This window comes from Thalassobacillus pellis (genome assembly GCF_016908295.1).
GTDB classification, from domain to species: Bacteria; Bacillota; Bacilli; order Bacillales; family Halobacillaceae; genus Thalassobacillus; species Thalassobacillus pellis.
In genome coordinates this window covers 132587-155520 of the sequence record NZ_JAFBDO010000003.1, presented here as the reverse complement: position 1 = coordinate 155520, position 22934 = coordinate 132587, and the positions used below count along the sequence as shown (strand labels likewise).

Sequence of the window (22934 nt, the reverse complement as noted above, 5' to 3'; positions counted from 1 at the left end):
TGATATTAAATCACCCTTAATGTGTACAGTCAGAGAAAATATATGCAAAAAATCTAAATCCTTTTGGAAAGTGCCATTTTGGCGAGCTTTATATCATTTTTCACCTTATCCCAGGAGCTGTTGATCTGTAGTTTTGTCTTAATGTTATTATTTATTTACCCGATAAACCTTATAAAGGAACTCTAATGGAAATATTCTTACCAAGCTTAAAACAGACATTATAAATTACAATGATTTTCTGATTAAATGGGATTAGAGTTTATTTTTTAAAAAGAATTATTTTATTTCTTATGTGACATAAAGATAGTGAGGTTATGACATGTTACTTCTGCTTAAAGATCTAATTGGTAACGCGGCGGTAATGATCGCCGGTTTTTACATATTGGGAAAGCTAATCAAAGAGCCTGTCAGCTTAAATTCGAGTATCAGGGAAAAAGTTCGGGCTGGTTATATGACAGGCTTGATCGGTTTATTGCTGATGATTTTTTCCATTGATGCCACCGGTAATGTACTTATCGACTTGCGGCACATCCCTATTATCATCATCGCTTATTACGGTGGTATCGCTCCTACTGTCGTTGCAACCTTGGTAATTGCCGGCTCCAGATTCTTGTTCGGTATCAATGAAACCTCGTTAATGTCCTTTGTTTTTATATTTCTTATTGCTTTCGCCATGATCATAATCGTCAGATATCTGAGGGGGAAAAACCTCCAAACTATACTGATTATGAACGTGGTCAGTATGGGCATAATAACAACTTTTCTATACATATCGATCCCTGACATTGGGTTGTTCAGGGAAATTATAGGTTTCTTTTGGATGATTTCAATTCCGTCTGGTCTACTCACCTATGGTTTTTTTCGCGACGTTCAGCATTCCAAAAAAATGTTTCTTCAATTCAAAAATGATTCCAAAACAGACTATCTTACGGGACTTGCTAACGTCAGGCAATTCTATTCTACATTGAATGAATGGATCATATCTGCTAATCAACAACACAGGGATATTTCCCTCTTACTCATTGATATTGATCATTTTAAGCAGGTGAACGACACTTACGGACATGACTGTGGAGACGTCGTGCTCAAGCAATTAAGCAATATCATACAGATCAATGCCCGGCCAACGGACAAAGTCTTTCGAAACGGAGGAGAGGAATTCTCTATATTACTTGATAACTGTATACCTTCGCACGCATTGGAAATTGCAGAACGGCTGAGAAAAGCCGTCGAAAACCACTTTTTCCTTTTACCCGACGGACGAAAAATCACGATTAGTGTATCGATTGGAGCGAGCAGTCTGAGCGAACAGACAGCTACGGTAGATGCTGTGTTCAAGCAGGCAGACGACGCACTATACCAGGCTAAAAGCTTAGGAAGAAACAGAGTTTTCTCCATATAAGAATCAAAAGAGAGAAGCTTAAAACAGGCTGTATGGAGTTTTAAATACCTATACAGCCTGTTTTTTCTTTTAAGTTTAAGGAGTACAACTATTCGTTATTCAATGTGCCATAAAAGTCGCCATCTCACAATGAAAAGAAGGCTTGAGGCCGTGCCCGTGGCAATCATCCGTGAGAATCAACGACAAGCTTTAACAGCTTTTTTAGATTATATGCCACTTTTTCGATGTCCTCGCCTGTTGCTGTTTTCTCAAAATAGATTGTTATTGCTTTGGAAAATGATGCTAATACGCTACACTATCAGAAAGTGTAAAGTCCAAACTCATCAGACCAAATTGATTGCATAATACATTTGTTAATATAAGGAGAAGCGACTTTGACAAAAAATAACCCAATATTATTTCTCTGTGTCTTTCTTTTTTTCAGTAACTCGATCATTACACTGGTTATCAGCTATCTGCCAATTTATTTTGAAGATAAAGGTTTCACCGGATCAGAAATCGGCTTCCTATTGGCTATCGGGCCTTTTATCGGCTTATTCTCACAGCCATTATGGGGATATTACAGCGATAAATATAAAACCGTAAAGAAAACGCTGATATTATGTCTTATCGGCCTTCTTATCAGCAGTATTTTTTTATTCAACATGGATGCATTTACTTCACTGGTGATCATATTCGCTTTCTTTTTCCTATTCATGTCTGCGCTCGGAGGCCTGGGTGATAACCTGGCTAAAAAAACATCTATGAATAATCACATCCCCTTCGGTAAAATCAGGATGTGGGGATCCCTCGGTTTTGCCTGTACGTCATTAATAACCGGAAAAATACTTTCAATAATCGGAATTCAATACTTGTACTTTCCTTTTTTCATTATAGTAGCCATGACAATCATGATCGGGTTCCTGCTTAATGATGCTTCTGTGAGTGACAAACCAATCGCATTTAAAGATGCTGCAAAACTAGCCGTCAACAAAAAGCTGATATTCTTTTTGGCAACAGTGATGTTTATTACCACAACTCACCGTACCAACGATAATTTTATCGGGATGTATGTCACTGATTTGGGAGGCGACGAAGGACTTATAGGATGGCTTTGGTTCATCGGTGTATTCAGTGAAGCATTGGTTTTTGCTTTTAGCGCTTACTGGTTCAGGCGTTTTCAGCCACTTACATTTGTGATATTCGCTGGTTTCATATACAGCTTCCGCTGGCTGTTCATGTCCATCGCAGATCAGCCAGTAGAAATCATGTTCCTTCAGCTCACTCATGGCATTTGTTTTGCGGTTCTTTATGTCAGCTGTCTTGAGTTTTTAAGCGAAATCGTACCAGACGAATTACAGTCTACCGGACATTTATTATTCTTAAGTATCAGCTTTGGATTGTCCGGCATTATCGGGGCATTGTTCGGAGGATTCACACTGGATAATTATGGAGGGTCTATACTGTATGAAATCATGGGCTATATGGCTTTGACCGGAACCATCGGCCTGCTCGTCTTCCGCCTCTTCTATCGATTAAATCAGCACAAGCATGCATATAATTCATAACTTGCTGAATTATACATCCCTAAGTTCAAGTCAGGATTAAAACCAATCCTTGTCTTAACACTCATTATCCCTGCGTTTTTGCAAAGGGAAAAAGGGTGATTATCTTTGAAGTCAAAGACAATCACCCTTTTTAAAATCGCAGCTGTAAAAGTTATAACGATGTACGGTTATATCGTCGTTGTCCACGTTGAGCGATAGGCGGTGACGTACGAGCTGAAGATCCACTTGGATATCCTTTTGTCTTATATTTTTATCCACATTGTCTGGAGTTTATCTAGTGTAAGCTCCCTATCTATCTGTTGACCGCTGATTATATCTCTTCCTTGATAATCTACTTTTAAAGAGACACTTTCATCTGAAACGTTAATCAACACAAGAATACTTTCCCTTGTCTCTTCATTACTCCTGATAATGGAAAAAACACGGTCATCTAGAAATAGTACTTCTTGCGCAGCATTCGGATGAAAAGCAGATTGCTGTCTTCTAAGTTTAATACGTTCGGATAGCTGGTGGAAAACTTTTCCTCTTAGAGTGTCGTCATTCAACTCAGAAACCAATTCATGCTTATCTAACTTTTCACGGTTAATCCGTCTATTGATCCCGGATTCCTCGACACCTTTATAATAGTTCTGTGAACCAAGCAAGCTATGGATATAGACCCCTGGCACGCCTATAACGGATAATAAAACAGACTGGGCAGCAATAAAACGCTCAATCCGAATTTCTTCATTTTCGTTCGGATGTGTCAATGCATCGAGATAATTGATATTCAATTCATAAGGACTATTTGTGCCATCTCCATTATCCTTGTAAGAGACATATCCTCCATGCTCTTTCGTTTTAGCCACCATCCTATCTTTCTCTTCTTCGGAAAGTATACCTTCTGTCGGCCTCATCCCGATTCCATCATGGGACGCGAGAAAATTAAAATAAGATGTTTCGGGAGTGAGTGGTTCAAGACTGTCAGCCCACTCTGATAGTTTCCTGGCATTATTATTCAAAAAAGAATAAAGAGTTAAAGGAGGCAACGGGAATTGATAGACCATCTGAGCTTCGTCATGCCCGTTGCCGAAGTAACTGATATTGTCTTTATGCGGGACATTGGTTTCCGTAATCAGAATGGTACCTGGGGCACTATGGTCCAATACTTCCCGAATCAATTTTATAAGGGTATGGGTTTCCTCCAAATGCATGCAGCTGGTTCCTAACCTTTTCCACATGAAACCGATAGCATCTAGCCTGATATAACGTGCTCCATTGATTACATACATGTTCAATATATCCAGTATTTCCAGTAGTACCTCGGGATTTTTGTAATTCAAGTCTACCTGGTCCTCGCTAAAGGTAGTCCACACATGTTTTTCGCCATTTTCAGTAGAAAAAGAAGTTAATAATGGCAGTGCTCGCGGGCGTGTAACCTTGCTGTAATCCAAGGAAGGATCCGCTTCAATAAAAAAGCCCTTGTATTTATCATCATCTGATAGAAAACCTTGAAACCATTCGCTGCTTTTTGACATATGGTTGATGACTGCATCAAACATCAAATCAAAATGCTCTGCTAGATCATTTACAAGGTTCCAATTACCAAGCTCGGAATCAATCTCCCTGTAATCCACTACGGAAAAGCCGTCATCGGATGTATAAGGGTAAAAAGGCAGAATATGAACTGAATTAGTACTGTCACCATAATCCACCAGGAATTCCTTTAACGTCTGCAACGGTTTTTTGCCTGGTTCTCTTATCGAATCACCATAGGTAATCAACATGACATCATTTTCTGTGACCCACGGTTTACTTTCTTTGTTCCTCGCCGCATATGTTTGAATTAATTTTTCTATATCCTGATAAATATCTTTGCTTTTTTCGCCATAAAGGAACTCCAGTTTTCTTTTAATACTTTCCTTTTTTATCGGGGTTTTAACACTCATTTTTAGCCTCCAAACCACTCTGCTTCACTATTCGCATGAGTTTTCAACAGTACCTAATAGATTATATTCACCTTTTTCCAGGGCATCCTCCAGCAGACAAGACTGCTGAGTAATGCTATGTTCGAATAACAGCCCTTTGTTTAGCAGGGGTAAATCAGGAAACACCGATTTCTTTCAGACATTTTTTGATATAAGTGACAGACTGGGCATACCGTTCTTCAGCTGGCTCGCCAAGTACACGGCACTCAAAAGCAAGATAGCCTTCATACCCTATTTGCTTTAAAGCTTCAAAGCCTGGTAAGAAATCAAGATGTGCATTACCAGGTTCAAACCGGTTACTATCAGCAATATGTACATGCCCTAACTGTTCTTTTACCGCTGTAAGGCTTTCATCCATTTTCGGCTCCTCAATGTTCATGTGGAAAAAGTCCGCTATGATTTCAACGCTAGAGAAATTTCCTTCTTTGATGAGCTCCTGTGCATATTGCAGTTTATTGATCATATAGTCTTCATAGCGATTCAAGGGTTCCAGATAAATTTTAGTATCTGTCTCTACAGCTGTCTCGTTCAGCTTTCCTAATGAATCCAGGAGCACTTCCCGATCCTCCTGTTCCGTTCTTGGCGGTACCATAGGAGGCAGACGCTTGGAAAACATCCCCCATGCAGCAGGTATGACGATACCTTTCCCGCCAATTTCACCGAGACATTTCAGGATTTCCTGGATTTCCCTAATCCCATTCTCTCTTTTTTTTTCATCAAAATCACCAATCCAGCCATTATAACCTCCACACGCTGTCACCACCGGCAAGGACGCCTGCTCGCTCGCCGCTTTCACTTCCTCAAAGTTTCTGACCAGATCCTTACCATCGATTTCAAATGCTTCGAAACCCAAACCACGTACATAATCAAATTTGTCTTTAAAGTCAGTTGGAAAAAATGGTTTGTCCTGTGTTGCGAGTTTCATAAAAAAACCTCCGATACAGTGCTATTTTTCGAAAGTAATGCCCAATTTGATACTCAGTTCCGGTTTTTTATCAACATATTCCTCATAGGCTTCCGCTGATTTTTCAAATGGCACCACGGGATTTACAATATCTTCGCAATTAATTTTCCCGGATTTCAACAGCTCCCAGCAGACATCTTCAATTCTTCGCCGGTCCCAGCGGGGATAGTCGGGGTTAGGTTCACTTCCAGCCCGGGAAAATACAATATTAGCATTATTGAAATGCGCTTCCCTGCCAAGGTTTAAGCCATGTTTAAATTCTCTTGCCCAGCCGACATAGGCAATAGCCCCCCCATACGCAAGACCTCTCAATGCGTCTTGAAGTGCAAATTGGCTGGCACTTGTCTCGATGATGACATCGACTCCAAGCTTATCGGTCGCTTTCTTAAGCTCCAAACCGACATCCTGTCCGATTGGATCAAAGGCGGCATCCGCACCAGCTTTAAGAGCAGCCTCTCTCCTGACTTCAATTGGGTCAATAACAGCTACAAAACTTGCCCCTGCATTTGCAGCCATCTGTGCTGCAATTTGTCCGATTGCACCAAGACCGATAACCGCAACACGATCTCCCATTCTCAGCTTACTGTCCCGAATACCTCCTAGAGCATATTGAGCAGGGTCGTAGCAGACCGCATTCTTCCAGGACATATCATCAGGCACCTTATAGAGCCGAGGGTTGTTAACTGCATCTACAATGTGCGTCTCTCGTACACCGCCATACGTGCATACCCTGTCTCCTTCTTTAACATCAGTGACTTCTTCTCCAACCTCCGTAACTATTCCAACCCACTGATTCCCGAGATTCCATTCTCCGAATTTGACTAAATGCTCCTGCCTTTCTTTCCTCTTGATAAACATCTTCCACTCGGTGTCATAATATTCCTCAATAAAAGGACTCTCCCCACGAAAGTCCGCCAGTTCAGATCCATGCTTCGGTGAGGCGTGAGTAACTCTCACCTTTATTTGGTGTGGCTGTAATTCAGTATCTTCATACGTGGCAATAGCGGCTTCACCAGGTGCAGCAGCAATCAATTGTTTGCTCATCTCATTTCCTCCTTGATTTTTGATCGGTCACCCTTTGACTCCTCCTTCGGTCAAACCGCCTGAAAAGTATTTTTCAAGCAATCCGAACAGGACGACCACTGGTACAGCTGTCAATAAAGAAGCAGCCATCATTCTGCCCCAAACATAGTGTTTCGTATGGAATAATTGACTAAGACCAAGAGGCAGTGTCATATGTTCTTCCGAAGTAATAAACACAGATGCAAACAGGTAATCGTTCCAGGCAATCATGAATACATAGACAAACACGGATACGATAGAAGGAATAGATAATGGTATTACAATTTTGATAATCACTTTAAACCTGCTCAAGCCGTCAATCATGGCGGCTTCCTCAAGAGAATACGGAATTGTCCTGAAATAGTTACCAAGCATATACAAGGAAACAGGCATGGTCAGTACTAAGTAAGTGGCTATTAATGAAATTTTCGTATCATACAGATTTAGAGAACTGATCATTTGATAGAGTGGGACTACGAGTAATACCCCGGAAAACATATAAATCATCAGAACGCCTTTTTGAAACGCGCTTCTGCCCTTATACTCCAGTCGTGCGAAGCTGTACGCTCCAAATACGCCAATGACTACTGCGAGGAAGGCAGTAATTCCCGAAATGATCAGGCTGTTGGTGAAATAATTCCAGAAAGGAAACACATTTGGATTCAGTACATCCTTGAAATGTGTCCAGGTAATGTTATCGGGAATCAAATTTGGTACAGAAGCTGTTGCCGCCCCTTTTGGTTTCAATGCAGTACTCAACATCACGAAAAAGGGGAATACGGTAGTCACTACCGTGAGTGTTATCAGGCAATAGAGGATGATTCTATTGATCGCTTTATTTTTGGTCACCATTTTAACACCTTCCTTACCGCTGTAAGCACAAACAGCATGACCAGCACAAACAGTGTCGCCGTTATCGCTGCTGCCATACCATGGTTATAAGTAGAAAACGCCGTTTGATACGTATACACACCGACAACAGGTACCTGCTTGGTCAGCAGATAAACTTCATCAAATTTGTAGAAGTTCCAGATGAACCGTAATATCACAAGCGAACCGATAACGAATGTTAACTCAGGTATGGTAATATGACGGATTCGATGCCACATATTCGCCCCATCCATTTCCGCCGCTTCATATAGAGAGTCATCAATGGACTGAAGCTTCGCCAGGATCATCATGAACGAGAATGGGAACAAATGCCAGATATCAAAAATAATCACCAGCCATAATGCAGCATCAGGTGAGTCAAGCCAATCAATACTCTGATTCAAAATACCAAGCTGCTCGACGAGAGTGTAATTGACCATTCCATAAACGGGATTGAACATATACTGAAAAACGAAAACGATGGAAATCAATGGTGCTACATAGGGGAGGAGGATCATGGCACGAGCCATGCCTCTCCCTTTGAATTTGTTATTCATAAGCAGGGCGACAGCAAGTCCCATAATAGTTGCCCCAGCTACTGTAGCGACAGTAAATATGATCGTTACCCATATGGAATTCCAGAAAGATGGATCAGTGAGCAGATTCTTATAGTTTTGTAATCCTATAAATATATCAGGAGCGTTCGGGTTCAATGACACGTCATGAACACTCAAATAAAGATTATATAGTATTGGGTAAAAAATGATCGCACCCACCAGAAGAAAGGAAGGGGCAATTAATAAATACCCCAGCCTTGCTTCTCTTTTCTTCATGCTGCTCTTCTTCCTCTGTTTACTTTTTAAGGATTGTTCCATTTGCATTTATTACACTTCCTTATAAAAAGTCATCACCTACTGATTTACAGTTTTTTTCATTGACTCTTGTGCTTTCTCAGCAACTTCTTTCGGGGACTGATCCTGCACCGTCATATTGAATATGGCCTTACCTATGATATGTTTGGACGAAATATCTCCCATTTCCGGATAGACAGTATTTTCCTGGAATCCGAATCGTTTAAGTGATTCTAATCCTGCTGCAATATCCGCAGCACCTTCTCCATAAGCTTTAAGCGTTTCGTTACTCAAGTACTTCTCAGATTCTGCAATTGATTTAAGAGTTGGATTAGCCCCCCCTGGAGACATATGGAGATATTTGATGTAATTTTCATCTTCCATCAAGAATCGAAGGAACTTTTCAGAAGCGGCTTTTTCCTCGTCGCTTACCGTATTTGGTATTGCCAGGGATGTAATTTGGCCAAAGGTTGCCGGCTGTTTTTTCTCAGGGATGGCAAATCCAGTCACATCAGCCATATCATTCGATACCAAGTCACTCATCAAGTAAGAGGAGTACATGACCATAGGTGCGCGTTCAGAAAGATACAATTCTCGTGCTTCGCGCCAGCTCTCCGCTCCCGGAGGGGTGAATTGTGAAAGCTGTTTATAATAGTCCAGGGCTTCAACCATTTCGTTGGAGTTAAAATTAATTTTGCCTTCCTTACCAAAAACCCGCGCTTTGTTTGAAATAGCATATTGACTGAATGTCTGCTCTGCAAAGTCATCTTCATTCGTACCGACAACTATTCCATATTTATCATTGTCAGGGTCATGGAAAGCCTTCGCAGCTTTGAGGATATTCTCCCAGTTAGTAGGAGGTTCAAGACCTTTTTCCTTGAATAAGTCTTTCCTGTACCAAATGCCTTGCACCCAACCGTACATTGGGACGCCATAATAGCCATTCTCTCCTGGTGCTCTCGTAAAGTTTAAAGCGCCATCGTAAAAGTCGTCTTTACCAATGTCCTTGATGATTTTAGTGTGCAATTCAGTAGAAAGTACATTCTCCTGCCCCAGCATCAAAGCCTGGTCAACCCCTACCTCAAGCAATGCAGGCATCTGCCCGGCTCCAAGGGAAGCAGAGATTTTAGTCGGGAAGTCTCCTTCCGCAATCGGAACCTGCTTTACATCAATATCAGGGTTCTTTTCTTCAAAGTCTGCAATTAATTCTTCAATGACATTGACCCGTTCTTCCTCTACTTGCATATGCCAATATTCAATCGCGACCTTACCATCTCCACTCGACTCTGAGTTACAAGCAGCTAATAGCAGTAAAACAAACCCTAAAACTCCCATCCTGACAAAACTCGCCCAACTTTTTTTCATATTATTTCCTCCCTCTCCGAAAACGTTTTTGTAAATTCTATTAGAAAAACCGCATTCACTCGCCCTTCCGTGAATGATTAGTTTTTCTTATACTTAGAACTTCAAATTTCCCTACGCCGAATAGCATTTTCACAAAAACTTTATACTTGCTTAATGTATTAGAAAAAACTTGGCCTGTCCCCAATTCCTTATGACGAAAGCCTTAGTTTTACATATACTTTAACCCTTTAACACAGTTAAACTTTCATAAAGTGTAAAAATTCAATCCACCTTATGGGCAGTTGATTTTCTGACTACTAATTCACACGGCAACGTCTTGGGTTCAGGGTGGAAGCTTTTATCATTTATGATTTGCAGTAAAATTTTGGCTGCTTCGCTCCCTATTTCATACTTCATTTGTTTTATTGTCGTAAGAGGCGGTGAATAATGAACAGCTTCCTTGATATCATCAAATCCTACCAAGGATATATCTTCCGGAACTCGGAATCCAAGCTCCTGCAGTGTGTCCATTACGGCACATGCCATCTCATCACTGACCACAAAAAACGCTGTTATTTCAGGATTATCCTTCATCAGCTTTCTTGTAGCCTTCGACGCTTTCTCAGAGGAAAAGTGACCTAATTGAATGTACTCAGGCCTTACACCTACACCTTTTTCAATCAAAGTATCCTGATAGCCTCTCATGCGATCATAGCTCGTTTTACTGATTTCATCTCCACCGATAAAACCAATTTTCCGATGGCCTAATTCGACTAAATGTTTTACTGCATCGCTCGCACCAGTGTAATTATCTGACTCGACATAGGTACATTTGTCGCCTACAAGAGGAATATCAATGGCTACACATGGTATCCCGCTAGACTGAAGTTCAAGCATTTGCTCATTCTTCTTTTTGCCTTCCCCGGTCAATAACATAAGGACACCATCTACGCTTCTTTCCCTGCATAAAGTGGTATAAGTTGATCGGTTTTTATTTTTATTGGTGAATACCAGCAAATCATAACCAGCATTTCCCACGACTTCCCTGACTGCAGAAATGACATCCAGAAAGAAGGGGTGATCAAAGCCGAGATTCATGTTGTTTCCGAAAAACATACCGATGGTGAAGGTTTTCTTCTGCACAAGACTTCTTGCCACAGCGTTTGGAAAATAATTCATCTCCTCCGCTATCTTCAGGATTTTTTCTCTTGTCTTCTGTCCTACATCCGGATAATTGTTCAATGTTCTCGACACAGTGGAAATAGATACGCCTGCTTTTTTTGCTATATCCTGAATAGATGTCATAGTTATCATTCCTATCGATTTACGAAAACGTTTTTGGTAATCGTTTTCATCCTAACAAACGATTATTTTTCCGTCAATGGTGAAAATTCAAAATTCTTTATATTCTGAACAGCATTATTTTAAAAGACGCCTTTTCAGGGAATGAAAATTCCTGAAAAGGCGTTTGATATCAATATCTGAGCACTTTCAAAAAAGCTGGCGCCGATACTTTCTCTAGGTTTGCGGGCATCTACGGTGACCAAGAGGATATTTCAGGAAGGTGGGAGATTCCAAGCGGCAGACGTTCCTGATTATTTACAGCTTTCTGCTTATCGGATGCAGCCACGAGTTCAGGTAGTGTTCCCGCGTCCGCAATAAGTCCTATGGTAAAGGCTCCGATGACGGTTTTTTTCAAAATATGACTCTTCAAACTATATACCTTCTCTCATTAATTTGAAATTTAATTAAATCAAAATACAGAAATAATACTTAAAATAATAATCACCATTATCCTCCTCTCATGAAACGACGCAATAAACGTTCCACTCTCCATCATTTTATAAGTTAAGGAATTACTAAAAAACACTACTGATATAAATTTACAGGGAAATTACATTACCTTAAAAATTCATCCTATGCCTCCTGCTGTTAGTTTCTCTGTGCTTGAAAGCTTTGAGTATTCTTCAGGAATACTAGCTGTTTTTTTGCTGGGTATAAAAGTGTGCATTTAGAGGAATTTTATTAAGTAGAATGTACCTTTTTAGGGGGAATACGACATGACAAAAAACAACCATGATAAAGCAGAAGCTGATATTACTACTCAAGGTCAAAATCCATATGAAATTGTAAAAAGTTTACTTAAAGAATCTGTTCATACTCTTGGTTTAAATGAAAATGTCTATCATGTACTGAAAAAGCCGATGAGAATGTTTGAAGTATCGATACCTGTCCGTATGGATGATGGTTCTATAGAGAACTTCACCGGCTATCGTTCTCAGCATATCGATATTTTAGGCCCTACTAAAGGCGGGATACGGTTCCATCCAAAAGTGACTGTGGACGAGGTGAAGGCACTGTCGATCTGGATGTCGTTAAAAGCAGCTATCGTAGATCTGCCGTTTGGCGGAGGAAAAGGCGGTGTAATAGTCGATCCAGAAAAGTTATCGGAGCGGGAGCTTGAAACATTGAGCCGGACCTATATCCGTAAAATAACGCCGATCATTGGACCCCAGAAAGACATCCCTGCACCCGACGTCAATACAAATCCCGAGGTTATGGGCTGGATGGTCGATGAATTCGACCAACTCCGTGGTTATAACATCCCTGGAATGGTGACTGGGAAGCCAATTATTATAGGCGGGTCCCTGGGAAGGCTGGAGGCAACTGGAAGAGGCGTTGTTATTACAATCCGTGAAGCAGCTCGAGTACTGGATTTGGATCTAAGCAATGCTACTGCAGCTTTGCAGGGATTTGGCAATGTCGGCAGTATGACCGCTAAGTTTTTGCATGAATTAGGTGTCAAAATAGTCGCCGTCACGGACGCTAAAGGCGGAATCTACAACAAAGAAGGATTAGATATCCCTGACTTATTGGATTTTGTTGGCGACAAAGAGAATTATGCTTCCGATTATAAAAATGCTGACCCAATCACCAATGAAGAAATGTTCGGCCTGGACGTGGATATTCTTATACCGGCAGCTATCGAAAACCAGGTTAACAAACAAACAGCTCCGACTATAAAAGCAAAGATTTTAGCCGAAGCCGCCAATGGCCCTACTACTCCTGAAGGAGATAAAATTTTAGAGGAAAAAGGTATCTTTGTCATTCCAGATATCCTCTGTAACGCAGGCGGTGTAACCGTTTCCTACTTTGAGTGGGTACAAAACAACATGAACTACTACTGGAAAGAGGATGAAATCAACAAAAAGCTCGAGGAAAAAATGCTGTTTGGATTTGAAAGTGTTACGGAGATGCGCAAAGAAAAGGACTGCCGGATGCGGGATGCAGCCTATATGGTTGGTATCAATCATCTTGTTAAGGCTATGCATGCCAGGGGATGGATCAAAGATTCCGATTTATCCCAAAGCTAAAAGCGTTCATGTAAGGTTATATGCTCACTCATACGAAAAATACGAGAGCTCTTGCTCTATGTATGATCGTCCATATGGAAATACGCTCATACATGCTCTATTTATGATTGCCCAGGTGTAAAATATGCTCGCTAACGCGTAAATGCTATGCTCGGCCTGACTCTGGTATCATTCGCCCATCAACAAGCAAAATCCATGGAGAAACGAATCGTTCTCCATGGATTCTTTCTTTTATCACGATCTTTCTTCATTTAAATTGATGCCGATGAACTTTTCTTCGGTCATATCTTCTACTGCATATTTAACGCCTTCCCGTCCGATGCCGCTTTGTTTGACGCCTCCATATGGATGATTGTCTTGGCGGTAGGTTGATATTTCGTTGATCCATACTCCGCCCATTTCCAACTGGTCAGCAACACGAAGCGCTCGATTGATATCTTTTGTGAACACCCCGGCCTGCAAGCCATAGATCGAATCATTCGATTCCTTTACGACTTCTTCCTCTGTCTCAAAAGGAATAACGGATACAATCGGGGCGAAAACTTCTTCCGCAATGATTTTCATATCGTCTTTTACGTTGGTCATGATCGTGGGTTTCAGGATAGTGCCGCGGCGTTCCCCGCCAGTTTCGATTGTGGCTCCTTTAGACGCTGCATCGTCAATCCAAAGCTTCGCTCTCTTCGCTTCCTCTTCGTTGATCATCGGTCCAAAGTCGGTTTCTTCATTCATTGGATCGCCGACTACTAGTGCTTCTGTCTTTTTGATATATGCCATTAAAAATGAATCATACAAGGATTTATGAACGTAGATTCGCTGAGCAGAAATACAAACTTGTCCGGAGAAGGCGAAAGCACCTTTAACAAGATCAGCAACAACATGATCAATATCGACATCATCAAAAATAATATTAGGTGAGTTCGAGCCTAGTTCCAAAGTGATTTTCTTGAAACCGGCGTTTTTGCGGATTTCTTTTCCAACTGGCAAGCTGCCGGTAAATGTGACCTTATGAACTTTTTCATGCTTGACTAGCGGGTCGCCAATTTCCCCGCCTTCTCCCATAACAAGGTTGAGTGCTCCTTTTGGCAGTCCTGCATCATGGAGCAGTTTAACGAGCATATAAGCAGAAATAGGAGTCTTTTCTGCTGGTTTAAAAACGAGCGTATTTCCTGCTGCAATTGCCGGAGCAATCTTATGAAGGGAGAGATTCAACGGAAAGTTAAAAGGAGTGATGGCAGCAACCACGCCAAGCGGAATCCGTTTAGTGAAACCTAATCGGTTCTCTCCTCCTATGGCAGCATCCAGAGGAATCACTTCACTGTAGATATGTTTTGCGCTTTCGGAGGCGAAACGCAGTACCTGCACCGCTCTATCAACCTCACCCCGACTGTATTTCAATGGTTTACCCGCTTCTTTTACAATTGTTTCTGCAAAATCTTCTTTTCGTTCCTCAAGCAGCCTGGCTGCTTTTAGTAAAATATCTGAACGCTGGTAGGCAGGCATCTTTTTCATCGTCTGGTGAAACGTTTCATAACATTGGTCTACGGCCTGATGGAGATCATTGACGGTGGCTAAGGCGACATCTGCAACCTTTTCCTGATTGTAAGGGTTATGGACAGCCAGTGTCTTTCTGTTCGCTTCGTTGTATTCCTGGCCATTAATGATGGATCCAATTCTCATATCGTCACCTCATTCACAATTGATCTTCTTTAATTTTTCTGTCAATTTCATATTCTCACTGTAATCGACTGGACAATCGATCAACACTGGCTTTTTCATAGCAATCGCTCGCTCAAGGGATGGACGCAGGTCCTCTGCTTTTTCAATGCTGATTGCTTCAAAACCGAAAGACTTTGCCAGCTGGATAAAATCCGGGTTCCCGAAACGAATATAGGAGGAACGTTCAAATTTTTTCATCTGGTGCCATTCAATTAATCCATAACCATCATCTCGCCATAATAAAATGACAATGGGCAGATTCAGTCTGACCGCTGTTTCAAGTTCAGCGCTTGTCATCAGGAAAGCCCCGTCCCCGCAGACGGCAACGATACTTCGCTCCGGATAGACCATTTTTGCTGCGATTGCCCCAGGAACTGCCACCCCCATTGAAGCGAGTCCATTAGAAATTAAACAAGTGTCTGGTTTCGCAGTATGGTACATCCTTGCCATCCACATTTTGTGAGCTCCAACATCAGAAATAGCAATATCTTCATCACGTAGAACCTCACGCAAGTCTGCGATGATTTTCTGAGGCTTTACCGGAAAAGCTGTGTCCTGCTTATAACTCTCGAGTTCACTAAGCGCTTTTTCCCTGATGGATTTGGCCCAGTCTAAGTTACGTTCCTTTTCAGGAATGACATTCACCAATTCCTGCAGATTCTCTTTTATATCACCAACGACGTTCAAAGTGACAGGGTAATAGGCATCAATTTCTGCTTCTTCGGTATCTATATGAAGTACTGGAATAGATCTTTCCGGATTCCAGTTTCGCGGCGGGGTTTCTGCCATATCAAGTCCTATTGTAATGACCAGATCAGACCTCTCGAATCCGCAGGTGATATAGTCTTTGCCACTGATTCCTGCTGTCAGCAAGCTCAATTCATGCTCCCACGAAACAGCACCTTTCCCCATAAAGGAATGTACAACAGGGATATCTGTCTTCTCGGCCAGCTTTTGCAAAACATCTGCTGCTTTGCAGCGCGTCACACCATTGCCAGCAATAATCAAAGGATATTCAGCATCTGCTATTAAACCAGCAGCTTGTTCAATGATGGATTCATCAGCCTGCGGGAGAGCATGCCCTGTAATCGGAAGCGGTTCAACAGCTTCAATCTCCATTCCTGCAATATCCTCAGGAAGGTCAATGTGTGTGGCGCCAGGTTTCTCCTGCATAGCCAGTTGATATGCTTTCCTAACTACTTCCGGTACGATTTCACCCGTCTTGATTTGGGCATTCCATTTTGTAACCGGCTCATAAATATCTACTAAGTCATAGTATTGATGTGATATTTTATGCTGACGATTCAAACCGGCCTGCCCGGTAATAGCAATTAACGGACAATGATCCATATTGGCATTGGCTACACCCGTCAACAGGTTGGTTGCGCCCGGCCCGAGCGTTGCCAGACAGACCCCAGGCTTCCCGGTAAGTCTTCCATACGCTCCAGCCATGAACGCTGCACTCGTTTCATGGCGGGTCACGATAAACTCAATCGATGAATCAAGCAATGCATCCATCAGATCAATGTTCTCTTCCCCGGGCACTCCAAAAATGTATTCAACCCCTTCATTCTCCAGGCACTTCACAAACAATTCAGCAACTTTCATCATAAGCCCCCTCATCTTTTTCCATTCATTACACGTTATTTTGTGTAAACTTCCGGTTTCTTATGAGAAAAGAATGATATTAGAAAATCTCACTTTCCCTCGTCCTTCCTGAATGTGTTGGTAATACGTCGAGAAGGCTTCGTTTTAAAATATAAAAAAGCCTCTCCGCAAAAGAGAGGCTGCCGTTTAAAAGGGGCATTATGTTTAAATCAGTTCTGAACTTTTTACACGAAAATTAGTTATTTTATATCTGAATTATTTTCCATCCGCTCTTTAATCGTCTGATGATAGCGTCGACGCCTTTGACGCCATAGCATCAACTCGAGGCCGATAATACAAATCAGCAGCCATGCCAGCCCAAACGCCAGTCCTGCCAATATGTCGGTTATATAATGAACACCTAAAAAGACACGGCTAAATGCTATAGAAACCGCAAATAAACCAATCAAGATATTGATAACCCATTTCCACCGTGATCTCATTGGGCTAATAATGACTAAATAAATGAGGAAACCGTAAAACGTAATCGCACCTGTAGAATGACCACTTGGAAAACTGAAACCTGTCCCATCATATTTCGCTAACACATCTGGCCTCTTTCTTTCAAATAAGAGCTTCAACACCTTGGTCAGAATACTGATTCCTACCATGTCAATGATGAAAAATAGTGGTACACACTTACTGAATTTCGAAAAGAAAAATAAGATACCAACAACCACTATAGTCCCAATAGTAAGAAAAAGAACAGACCCTGCTTCGGTGACGTATCCCATGATGGTATTTATTAAAGGGTTGGTTATTTTATTGACAAATGCCGTTGTAGCCTGGTCTATGGCAAACTTTTCTCGCTCAAGAACTTCTTCAGCCAGAGAAAAGAATAAATAAGTTGCACTGCCGAGCAGCACAAATCCAACTAAAATTGTAATAATTGAAGCCTTGCTCAAATCTTTGATATGTGTCCCTCTAAATAGCAATGCCCCTCGTCCTTTCGCCATTTTTCAATAATCGATATTGTTAATCTTTCCCTATTACCTCTGTAACAAAACGACTGAACCACTGGCGGAGAAAAAAAACCTTTCGCAGCACTATAGACGCGAAAGGTTTTGTCAGTTTCATCTATTAATTATATATTCCAAACCTGCATGGGCATTTCGAAAGGTGGTAACTTTTGACTGAAAAGCTTCAAAAGACATTGCCAGTTTAGGGCCAACCCCAACTATAATACATTCCGTGCCAATTAGTTTCACACTTTCAATCAATTGTCCTAAATAATGTCCTGTTTCCTGATCAATGGAAGTTAAGCCACTTAAATCGAGCAAGGCATACTCTATTTCAGTATCGGCACATTCCTGAAGCAAGTATGTAATTAATCTATCTGCCCGTTCCCTTTCAAGCTCCCCTATGAGCGGAACAGCAATCGCCTTTTCCCAAATTTTGATTAACGGAGTTGATAACTCTTCAATGAGCTTATCCTTTCTCCTCTCTTCTTCTGCTTTGGTTGTTACGTCCATCAGCATCACTACAAACCCTTTTGTTTCGGCATTCTCATTTGAAATAGGGGTAACTACAATATCTGCCACAAATTGATCTTTGATATTGATTCTTGCTCTATGGGTTTTCGTGAGACTTTTAACCAGCTCCCTTTGGTATACTGGTCGCTTATGGAATTTATCCATGTTCTTCCCGAGCAGATCCTCTGCTTTCTCAAAGCCAAATAAAGGTGCAACTGCTGAAAGAAGTTTGGCCGCATTTGGATTCATCCATGATATATAATAATCCTCATCCGCGATTAAAATGTTTTCGCCAATGCTCGTTAACACATCCATCGCCTGCATGCTTTCCGGTATTTTTCCGATAGATTCCATCGATTTACCACCTAATTCTGTCATTTTCTATCCATTATACCTGTTTTTATAGGGCTAATAAAATGATATCAAAAACAATGTAATGGTATTTATTTACAACAACGAAAGCTAATAACGTGACTATAATTTTTTAACCAGGGTAACCTAATGCCCAAAGAAGTAGTTGAAAAGCAGGTGATGGAATGGATAAACCAAATATAACTTCGTCTGAAATAGCTATGCTTTGGACGCAATATTTGCAAAACACAATGTCCGTACAAATTTTGAGACATTTTTCTGAAACAGTAGAAGATGAGGATGTTTCCCGTTTAGTTGAACAGTCTTTAAGCATTGCACTTAATATAGTGGAAGAGATGAAGCAATTATTTAAAACAGAAAAAATCCCTGTTCCGAGAGGGTTTGATGAAACAGATGTAGATATACATGCTCCTAGGCTGTCCACAGATAACTTTATGTGGACATTTTTGGAGAACCTTGGCAAGGCAGGGATGCTGTCATGGAGTATCGCGCAGTCAACCGCTACCCGTAGCGATATTCGTACACTTTTTACAAGCCAAATTATGGAAACGTCCAGGTTATTTAACAATATTATCGATACCGGCCTGGAAAAGGGGTTCCTCATCCGCCCCCCGTATATTGAAAAACCCGAACGTGTAGAATTTATCGAAGGGAAATCCTATATCTCAAATGGATTCAACCCTTTTCACAAAAGGACACTTAACGATATCGAAATACTTCATTGTTTTGAAAATACCAAAACAAACGCCGTCGGTGAAATGATCTGTACAGCTTTTGCCCAAACCGCCCAATCAGATGCTGTCAGGAATTATATGAAAAGAGGTAGAGAAATCTCACGAAAACATTTGAAAACTTTTCAGGACATCCTCCACAATTCTGATATTCATCCACCCATGTCCTGGGGCAACTGCATCACCAGCTCTACGGTCCCTGTTTATTCCGACAGGTTAATGATGTTCTTAATGAGCGTGCTGAGTGCGAGCGGACAAGGGAACTATTCGACCGCATCCACAGCAAGTCTGCGATATGATCTTGTGTTCCAGTATCAAAGATTATCCGTGGAGATCGCCTTATTTGCAAAAGACGGGCTGGATATCATGATTGAGAATGGTTGGATGGAAGAACCGCCTCAAGCGCCTGATCGAACGGAATTAATTAAACAAAAATAACGATCCGCTATTCCTATTTATAGGAATGCGGATCTTTTTTAAGATTTAATGTATATTACGCTTCTTAAACCTTCCTCCACGAACTTCATCTACATCAGCCACAGCCAAAAAAGCTCCTGGATCAATCTCATCGACAATCGACTTAAGCTTTGCCTCCTCAAGTCGGGTTACGATACAATACACGATTTTCTTATTCTCTCCTGTATACGCTCCTTCTCCATGAAAGTATGTGACACCTCTTCCAAGACGATCGATAATGGCTTCCCCGATTTCCTTATGCTGGTCACTGATAATCGTTGCAGATTTTGATTCATCAAGACCGTCAATTACGATGTCAATTGTTTTGAAGGCAATAAAATAGGCTAGAACAGAATACATGGCATTGTTCCATCCCAAAACAAAGCCCCCTATAGTAAATATGAAAAAGTTCATGAACATGATGATTTCTCCGACGGAAAAAATCATCTTCCGGTTGAACAAGATAGCTAATATTTCTGTACCGTCAAGGGCACCTCCATAACGAATGACAAGTCCAATACCTGCGCCTATCGTGATGCCGCCAAAAACCGTTGCTAGTAATAAATCCTCTGTAAAAGCAGGTACATGGTGCAAGAAAGTCGTCGTCACAGATAGGACGGTAATCCCGAATAAAGTTGATATCGAAAAGGTTTTTCCTAATATTTTATAACCGAGGAAAAGAAATGGCAGGTTCAAAACAAAGAGGAATATTCCAATTTGAATAGCCGTTACATAGGATAAAATGATAGAAACCCCTACAATTCCTCCATCCATAATTCCGTTTGGGACAAGAAAGATTTCAAGCCCCGCCCCCATTAAAATACCGCCTATTAGAATAAACAGTGCTCTTTTGATAACACTTCCGACACTTAATCGCTTGTGTTCACTTTTCACTTTCGTTTCTTCCATTACACAAACCACTCCTATACCTATTAATAAATGCGCCTCCAAAAAAATTACGAATTCCTGCAATGGGAAATTGCTAACTTAAAAAAAATAACAGGCAGAAGATAATAATATGTTAAAAATAGTCCGCCCGCCTGATAACCTGGTACTCTTATAGAAAACTGCAGCTTGCATGTGGGGATTGGAGAATGTGGAAATTATGAGAAGGCAGTCAGCACAGTAAGATTTGCATATAAAATAAATGCATAACAGTTATCATAGGGAAATATATTGGAATCATTTGGTTAATCCAGTATACATAACCTTCTTTTTTTCTTCCCACTTCAAAAAGGATGAAACATCTCTCTTACCCATCGGGATACGAAGTAATATTTATCTAGTAATCTATTTTTTATAAACGCATTCCCCATTTATATAGGTTTCTACCACTTGAACTTGATCGATCGATTCTGCGTCTATATCTAAAATATCACGGTCCAATATGATGAAATCAGCATGGTTACCAGGCTGCAGCTGACCTATTCCAGGAACTCTGGTTACTTCCTGAGCGACCCGGGTGTATAGTTTGATGGCTGTGGCTGTATCTATTTTCTCATTTTGTCCGATATCCGATCCATCGTACGCCCTTCTGGTTACAGCGGATTTAATCCCGATAAACGGATCTACAGGTTCCGCCCATGCATTGCCGGGAGCATCGGAGGAAAAAGCCACAGTTGCACCATGTTCAAGCATCATCCGGATTGGATAAGAAAGCTGGGTCCGTTCCAACCCCAGATTCCCAAGATAGCTCTCAATTTCCGAATACACGAAAATAGGCTGAGTCACAAAGGCAATTCCTGCCTTTACTGCCAGTCTAGTTATGTCATCATTCAAAAAAGATGCATGCTCGATACGTATCGACGGTCCTTCATTCAACCATCCCGGCCTGTCTGCAAAAGTTTCGACGATAAGCTTGATTGCCTGTTCTCCCATAGCATGAACAGCTAATTGCACACCATTTTGCTCTGCTGCTTCTGCTGCATCAAGCAACTCCTTTTTTGTCGTGGTCTGTATACCTACATTATCTGGCTGATCGATATAAGGGGTGTTTACCCAAGCTGTTCTCCCAGAAACACTGCCATCAGCAAATAACTTCAGTCCCCCGACATACACAGGATTTGCCCTGTTTTTTGCCTCCTCGTTAATTCGTGGGTCATCTTTGATATCCTCCCACTTATAATAGATAACCACACGCTGCTTCAATCCTTGTTGATGAGCTAACGAATACAGATCCATATCATCCTCTTCTTTTTTACGTGCCATTAAATCAGTAATCGTAGTAATGCCTAAGCGGGCCAGTTCCTTACTGTTTTCGGTAAGCAGTGAAATGTTTTCTACTTGCCTCAATGAAGGCATCACTTCTGCCACTAAATCTTTAGCATTCTCTTTTAAGATTCCAGTCGGTTCGCCATTTTCATCTCTGTCAATTTCTCCGCCAGCAGGGTCAGGTGTTTCCCTGGTGATTCCGGCTAAACGTAATGCCACACTATTAGCTACGGCGATATGACCATAAGCACGCATAAATAATGCTGGCGTATTTGAACTCGCCTTATCAAGATCCCACCTTGTCGGGGTTCTGCGTTCAGTAAGTTTCCCTTCATCGAATCCCCACCCTTCCAGCCAGGCGCCCTCAGGTAGCTCTACCTTTCTGCTTTTGATTTCCTGGATAAGATCAGTGATAGACTGAACCTTTGGAGGAGTACATGGTACTTGCTTTGCTGTTTTTGCCAGATGCAGCGGGTGCATATGGGCATCGATAAACCCAGGAATGACACGCCTTTGCTCAAGATCAACCCGCTCACCTTCCATTCCTTCTATTTCATCATCCTGACCAACCCAAGCCAAACGGCCATCTTTTACGACCATTGCACTGGCATAAAACTGGTCATCGTTAGCTGTAAAAATCTTTCCATTATGAAATATGGTTAAGGTGTTCCGATTACCCATCCTTACTCTCCTCGCCTATAGGATATTTTCCTTTTTCTGTCACCCCAGGGGTGCCTAAAAATTGGATATTTACGAAATGATAATATTTGTAGGATAACATAATTTTCTGAAAGATTGGTCTCTTAAGACTAAACGGAAAGAACTGATATTCGCGCGTTCACTGGAGCGTATACGTACTATCGGTTATCATTGTTCGATCAAAAATTATCAGAAGCACATATAACCATAAGAAAAATCCCACGAAGAAATTACTTATTTCTCGCGGGA

General features: G+C 41.3%; 18 protein-coding genes. 4 read left to right on the top strand and 14 right to left on the bottom strand.

The features are described 5' to 3' along the window. Positions 1 to 319 precede the first annotated feature (319 nt). Complete coding sequence (locus JOC33_RS11300; RefSeq protein WP_205092639.1) at positions 320 to 1402, top strand: GGDEF domain-containing protein; 1083 nt, start codon at positions 320 to 322, stop codon at positions 1400 to 1402. A gap of 374 nt (positions 1403 to 1776) precedes the next feature. Further along, on the top strand, positions 1777 to 2949 hold the full coding sequence (locus tag JOC33_RS11295) for an MFS transporter (protein WP_205092638.1): 1173 nt from the start codon (positions 1777 to 1779) through the stop codon (positions 2947 to 2949). A 242-nt stretch (positions 2950 to 3191) separates the two neighbouring features. Here JOC33_RS11295 and JOC33_RS11290 read toward each other — a convergent pair whose 3' ends face one another. The 8 genes from JOC33_RS11290 to JOC33_RS11255 all read right to left on the bottom strand — a co-directional run bounded on the left by JOC33_RS11290 (position 3192) and on the right by JOC33_RS11255 (position 11721). After that, on the bottom strand, positions 3192 to 4877 hold the full coding sequence (locus JOC33_RS11290) for an alpha-amylase family glycosyl hydrolase (RefSeq protein WP_239534154.1): 1686 nt from the start codon (positions 4875 to 4877) through the stop codon (positions 3192 to 3194). A gap of 154 nt (positions 4878 to 5031) precedes the next feature. Beyond that, positions 5032 to 5841 (bottom strand): sugar phosphate isomerase/epimerase family protein, encoded by an 810-nt coding sequence (locus JOC33_RS11285; protein ID WP_205092637.1) that lies wholly within the window; start codon positions 5839 to 5841, stop codon positions 5032 to 5034. 21 nt (positions 5842 to 5862) lie between these two features. After that, positions 5863 to 6924, bottom strand: a complete 1062-nt coding sequence (locus JOC33_RS11280) for a zinc-dependent alcohol dehydrogenase (RefSeq protein WP_205092636.1) — start codon at positions 6922 to 6924, stop codon at positions 5863 to 5865. A gap of 27 nt (positions 6925 to 6951) precedes the next feature. Then, on the bottom strand, positions 6952 to 7794 hold the full coding sequence (locus JOC33_RS11275) for a carbohydrate ABC transporter permease (protein ID WP_205092635.1): 843 nt from the start codon (positions 7792 to 7794) through the stop codon (positions 6952 to 6954). Then, the gene (locus tag JOC33_RS11270; protein ID WP_205092634.1) at positions 7788 to 8645 is read right to left on the bottom strand and encodes a carbohydrate ABC transporter permease; all 858 of its coding nucleotides are present in this window, start codon (positions 8643 to 8645) and stop codon (positions 7788 to 7790) included. Before JOC33_RS11270 ends, JOC33_RS11275 begins: the two co-directional genes overlap by 7 nt. Positions 8646 to 8723: 78 nt before the next feature. Further along, a complete protein-coding gene (locus JOC33_RS11265; RefSeq protein ID WP_205092633.1) occupies positions 8724 to 10028 on the bottom strand; it encodes an ABC transporter substrate-binding protein in 1305 nt (434 codons plus the stop codon). Between the two features lie 261 nt (positions 10029 to 10289). After that, the gene (locus tag JOC33_RS11260) at positions 10290 to 11312 is read right to left on the bottom strand and encodes a LacI family DNA-binding transcriptional regulator (RefSeq protein ID WP_205092632.1); all 1023 of its coding nucleotides are present in this window, start codon (positions 11310 to 11312) and stop codon (positions 10290 to 10292) included. A 229-nt stretch (positions 11313 to 11541) separates the two neighbouring features. After that, positions 11542 to 11721, bottom strand: coding sequence for a hypothetical protein (locus JOC33_RS11255; RefSeq protein WP_205092631.1), 180 nt, complete (start codon positions 11719 to 11721; stop codon positions 11542 to 11544). Positions 11722 to 12067: 346 nt separating this feature from the next. On the opposite strand from JOC33_RS11255, the gene JOC33_RS11250 reads away from it, so the two are divergent. Beyond that, on the top strand, positions 12068 to 13381 hold the full coding sequence (locus JOC33_RS11250) for a Glu/Leu/Phe/Val family dehydrogenase (RefSeq protein WP_205092630.1): 1314 nt from the start codon (positions 12068 to 12070) through the stop codon (positions 13379 to 13381). Between the two features lie 234 nt (positions 13382 to 13615). On the opposite strand, the gene JOC33_RS11245 is transcribed toward JOC33_RS11250, so the two are convergent. The 4 genes from JOC33_RS11245 to JOC33_RS11230 all read right to left on the bottom strand — a co-directional run bounded on the left by JOC33_RS11245 (position 13616) and on the right by JOC33_RS11230 (position 18570). Then, a complete protein-coding gene (locus JOC33_RS11245) occupies positions 13616 to 15058 on the bottom strand; it encodes an aldehyde dehydrogenase family protein (RefSeq protein ID WP_205092629.1) in 1443 nt (480 codons plus the stop codon). 9 nt (positions 15059 to 15067) lie between these two features. Continuing rightward, positions 15068 to 16708 (bottom strand): acetolactate synthase large subunit, encoded by a 1641-nt coding sequence (locus tag JOC33_RS11240; protein ID WP_239534153.1) that lies wholly within the window; start codon positions 16706 to 16708, stop codon positions 15068 to 15070. A 236-nt stretch (positions 16709 to 16944) separates the two neighbouring features. Further along, on the bottom strand, positions 16945 to 17679 hold the full coding sequence (locus tag JOC33_RS11235; protein WP_205092628.1) for a phosphatase PAP2 family protein: 735 nt from the start codon (positions 17677 to 17679) through the stop codon (positions 16945 to 16947). A 138-nt stretch (positions 17680 to 17817) separates the two neighbouring features. Continuing rightward, a complete protein-coding gene (locus JOC33_RS11230) occupies positions 17818 to 18570 on the bottom strand; it encodes an STAS domain-containing protein (protein ID WP_205092627.1) in 753 nt (250 codons plus the stop codon). A gap of 182 nt (positions 18571 to 18752) precedes the next feature. Here JOC33_RS11230 and JOC33_RS11225 point away from each other — a divergent pair, with 182 nt between their 5' ends. Further along, positions 18753 to 19757: a DUF3231 family protein gene (locus JOC33_RS11225; RefSeq protein ID WP_205092626.1), complete on the top strand. Its 1005-nt coding sequence runs from the start codon at positions 18753 to 18755 to the stop codon at positions 19755 to 19757. A 45-nt stretch (positions 19758 to 19802) separates the two neighbouring features. On the opposite strand, the gene JOC33_RS11220 is transcribed toward JOC33_RS11225, so the two are convergent. Together JOC33_RS11220 and JOC33_RS11215 are read right to left on the bottom strand one after the other, a co-directional pair. Next, positions 19803 to 20684 carry a YitT family protein gene (locus JOC33_RS11220; protein ID WP_205092625.1) on the bottom strand — a complete coding sequence of 294 codons (882 nt, stop codon included), beginning with the start codon at positions 20682 to 20684 and terminating at the stop codon, positions 19803 to 19805. 381 nt (positions 20685 to 21065) lie between these two features. Continuing rightward, complete coding sequence (locus JOC33_RS11215) at positions 21066 to 22667, bottom strand: amidohydrolase (protein WP_205092624.1); 1602 nt, start codon at positions 22665 to 22667, stop codon at positions 21066 to 21068. Positions 22668 to 22934: the final 267 nt, after the last annotated feature.

Bases quoted from the DNA above. Each gene is read 5' to 3' on its own strand.
- JOC33_RS11220 (WP_205092625.1), bottom strand. From the start codon at position 20,684: ATGGAAGAAACGAAAGTGAAAAGTGAACACAAGCGATTAAGTGTCGGA.
- JOC33_RS11285 (WP_205092637.1), bottom strand. From the start codon at position 5,841: ATGAAACTCGCAACACAGGACAAACCATTTTTTCCAACTGACTTTAAA.
- JOC33_RS11265 (WP_205092633.1), bottom strand. From the start codon at position 10,028: ATGAAAAAAAGTTGGGCGAGTTTTGTCAGGATGGGAGTTTTAGGGTTT.
- JOC33_RS11260 (WP_205092632.1), bottom strand. From the start codon at position 11,312: ATGACATCTATTCAGGATATAGCAAAAAAAGCAGGCGTATCTATTTCC.
- JOC33_RS11280 (WP_205092636.1), bottom strand. From the start codon at position 6,924: ATGAGCAAACAATTGATTGCTGCTGCACCTGGTGAAGCCGCTATTGCC.
- JOC33_RS11225 (WP_205092626.1), top strand. From the start codon at position 18,753: ATGGATAAACCAAATATAACTTCGTCTGAAATAGCTATGCTTTGGACG.
- JOC33_RS11240 (WP_239534153.1), bottom strand. From the start codon at position 16,708: ATGATGAAAGTTGCTGAATTGTTTGTGAAGTGCCTGGAGAATGAAGGG.
- JOC33_RS11290 (WP_239534154.1), bottom strand. From the start codon at position 4,877: ATGAGTGTTAAAACCCCGATAAAAAAGGAAAGTATTAAAAGAAAACTG.
- JOC33_RS11250 (WP_205092630.1), top strand. From the start codon at position 12,068: ATGACAAAAAACAACCATGATAAAGCAGAAGCTGATATTACTACTCAA.
- JOC33_RS11215 (WP_205092624.1), bottom strand. From the start codon at position 22,667: ATGGGTAATCGGAACACCTTAACCATATTTCATAATGGAAAGATTTTT.
- JOC33_RS11275 (WP_205092635.1), bottom strand. From the start codon at position 7,794: ATGGTGACCAAAAATAAAGCGATCAATAGAATCATCCTCTATTGCCTG.
- JOC33_RS11245 (WP_205092629.1), bottom strand. From the start codon at position 15,058: ATGAGAATTGGATCCATCATTAATGGCCAGGAATACAACGAAGCGAAC.
- JOC33_RS11300 (WP_205092639.1), top strand. From the start codon at position 320: ATGTTACTTCTGCTTAAAGATCTAATTGGTAACGCGGCGGTAATGATC.
- JOC33_RS11270 (WP_205092634.1), bottom strand. From the start codon at position 8,645: ATGAAGAAAAGAGAAGCAAGGCTGGGGTATTTATTAATTGCCCCTTCC.
- JOC33_RS11230 (WP_205092627.1), bottom strand. From the start codon at position 18,570: ATGGAATCTATCGGAAAAATACCGGAAAGCATGCAGGCGATGGATGTG.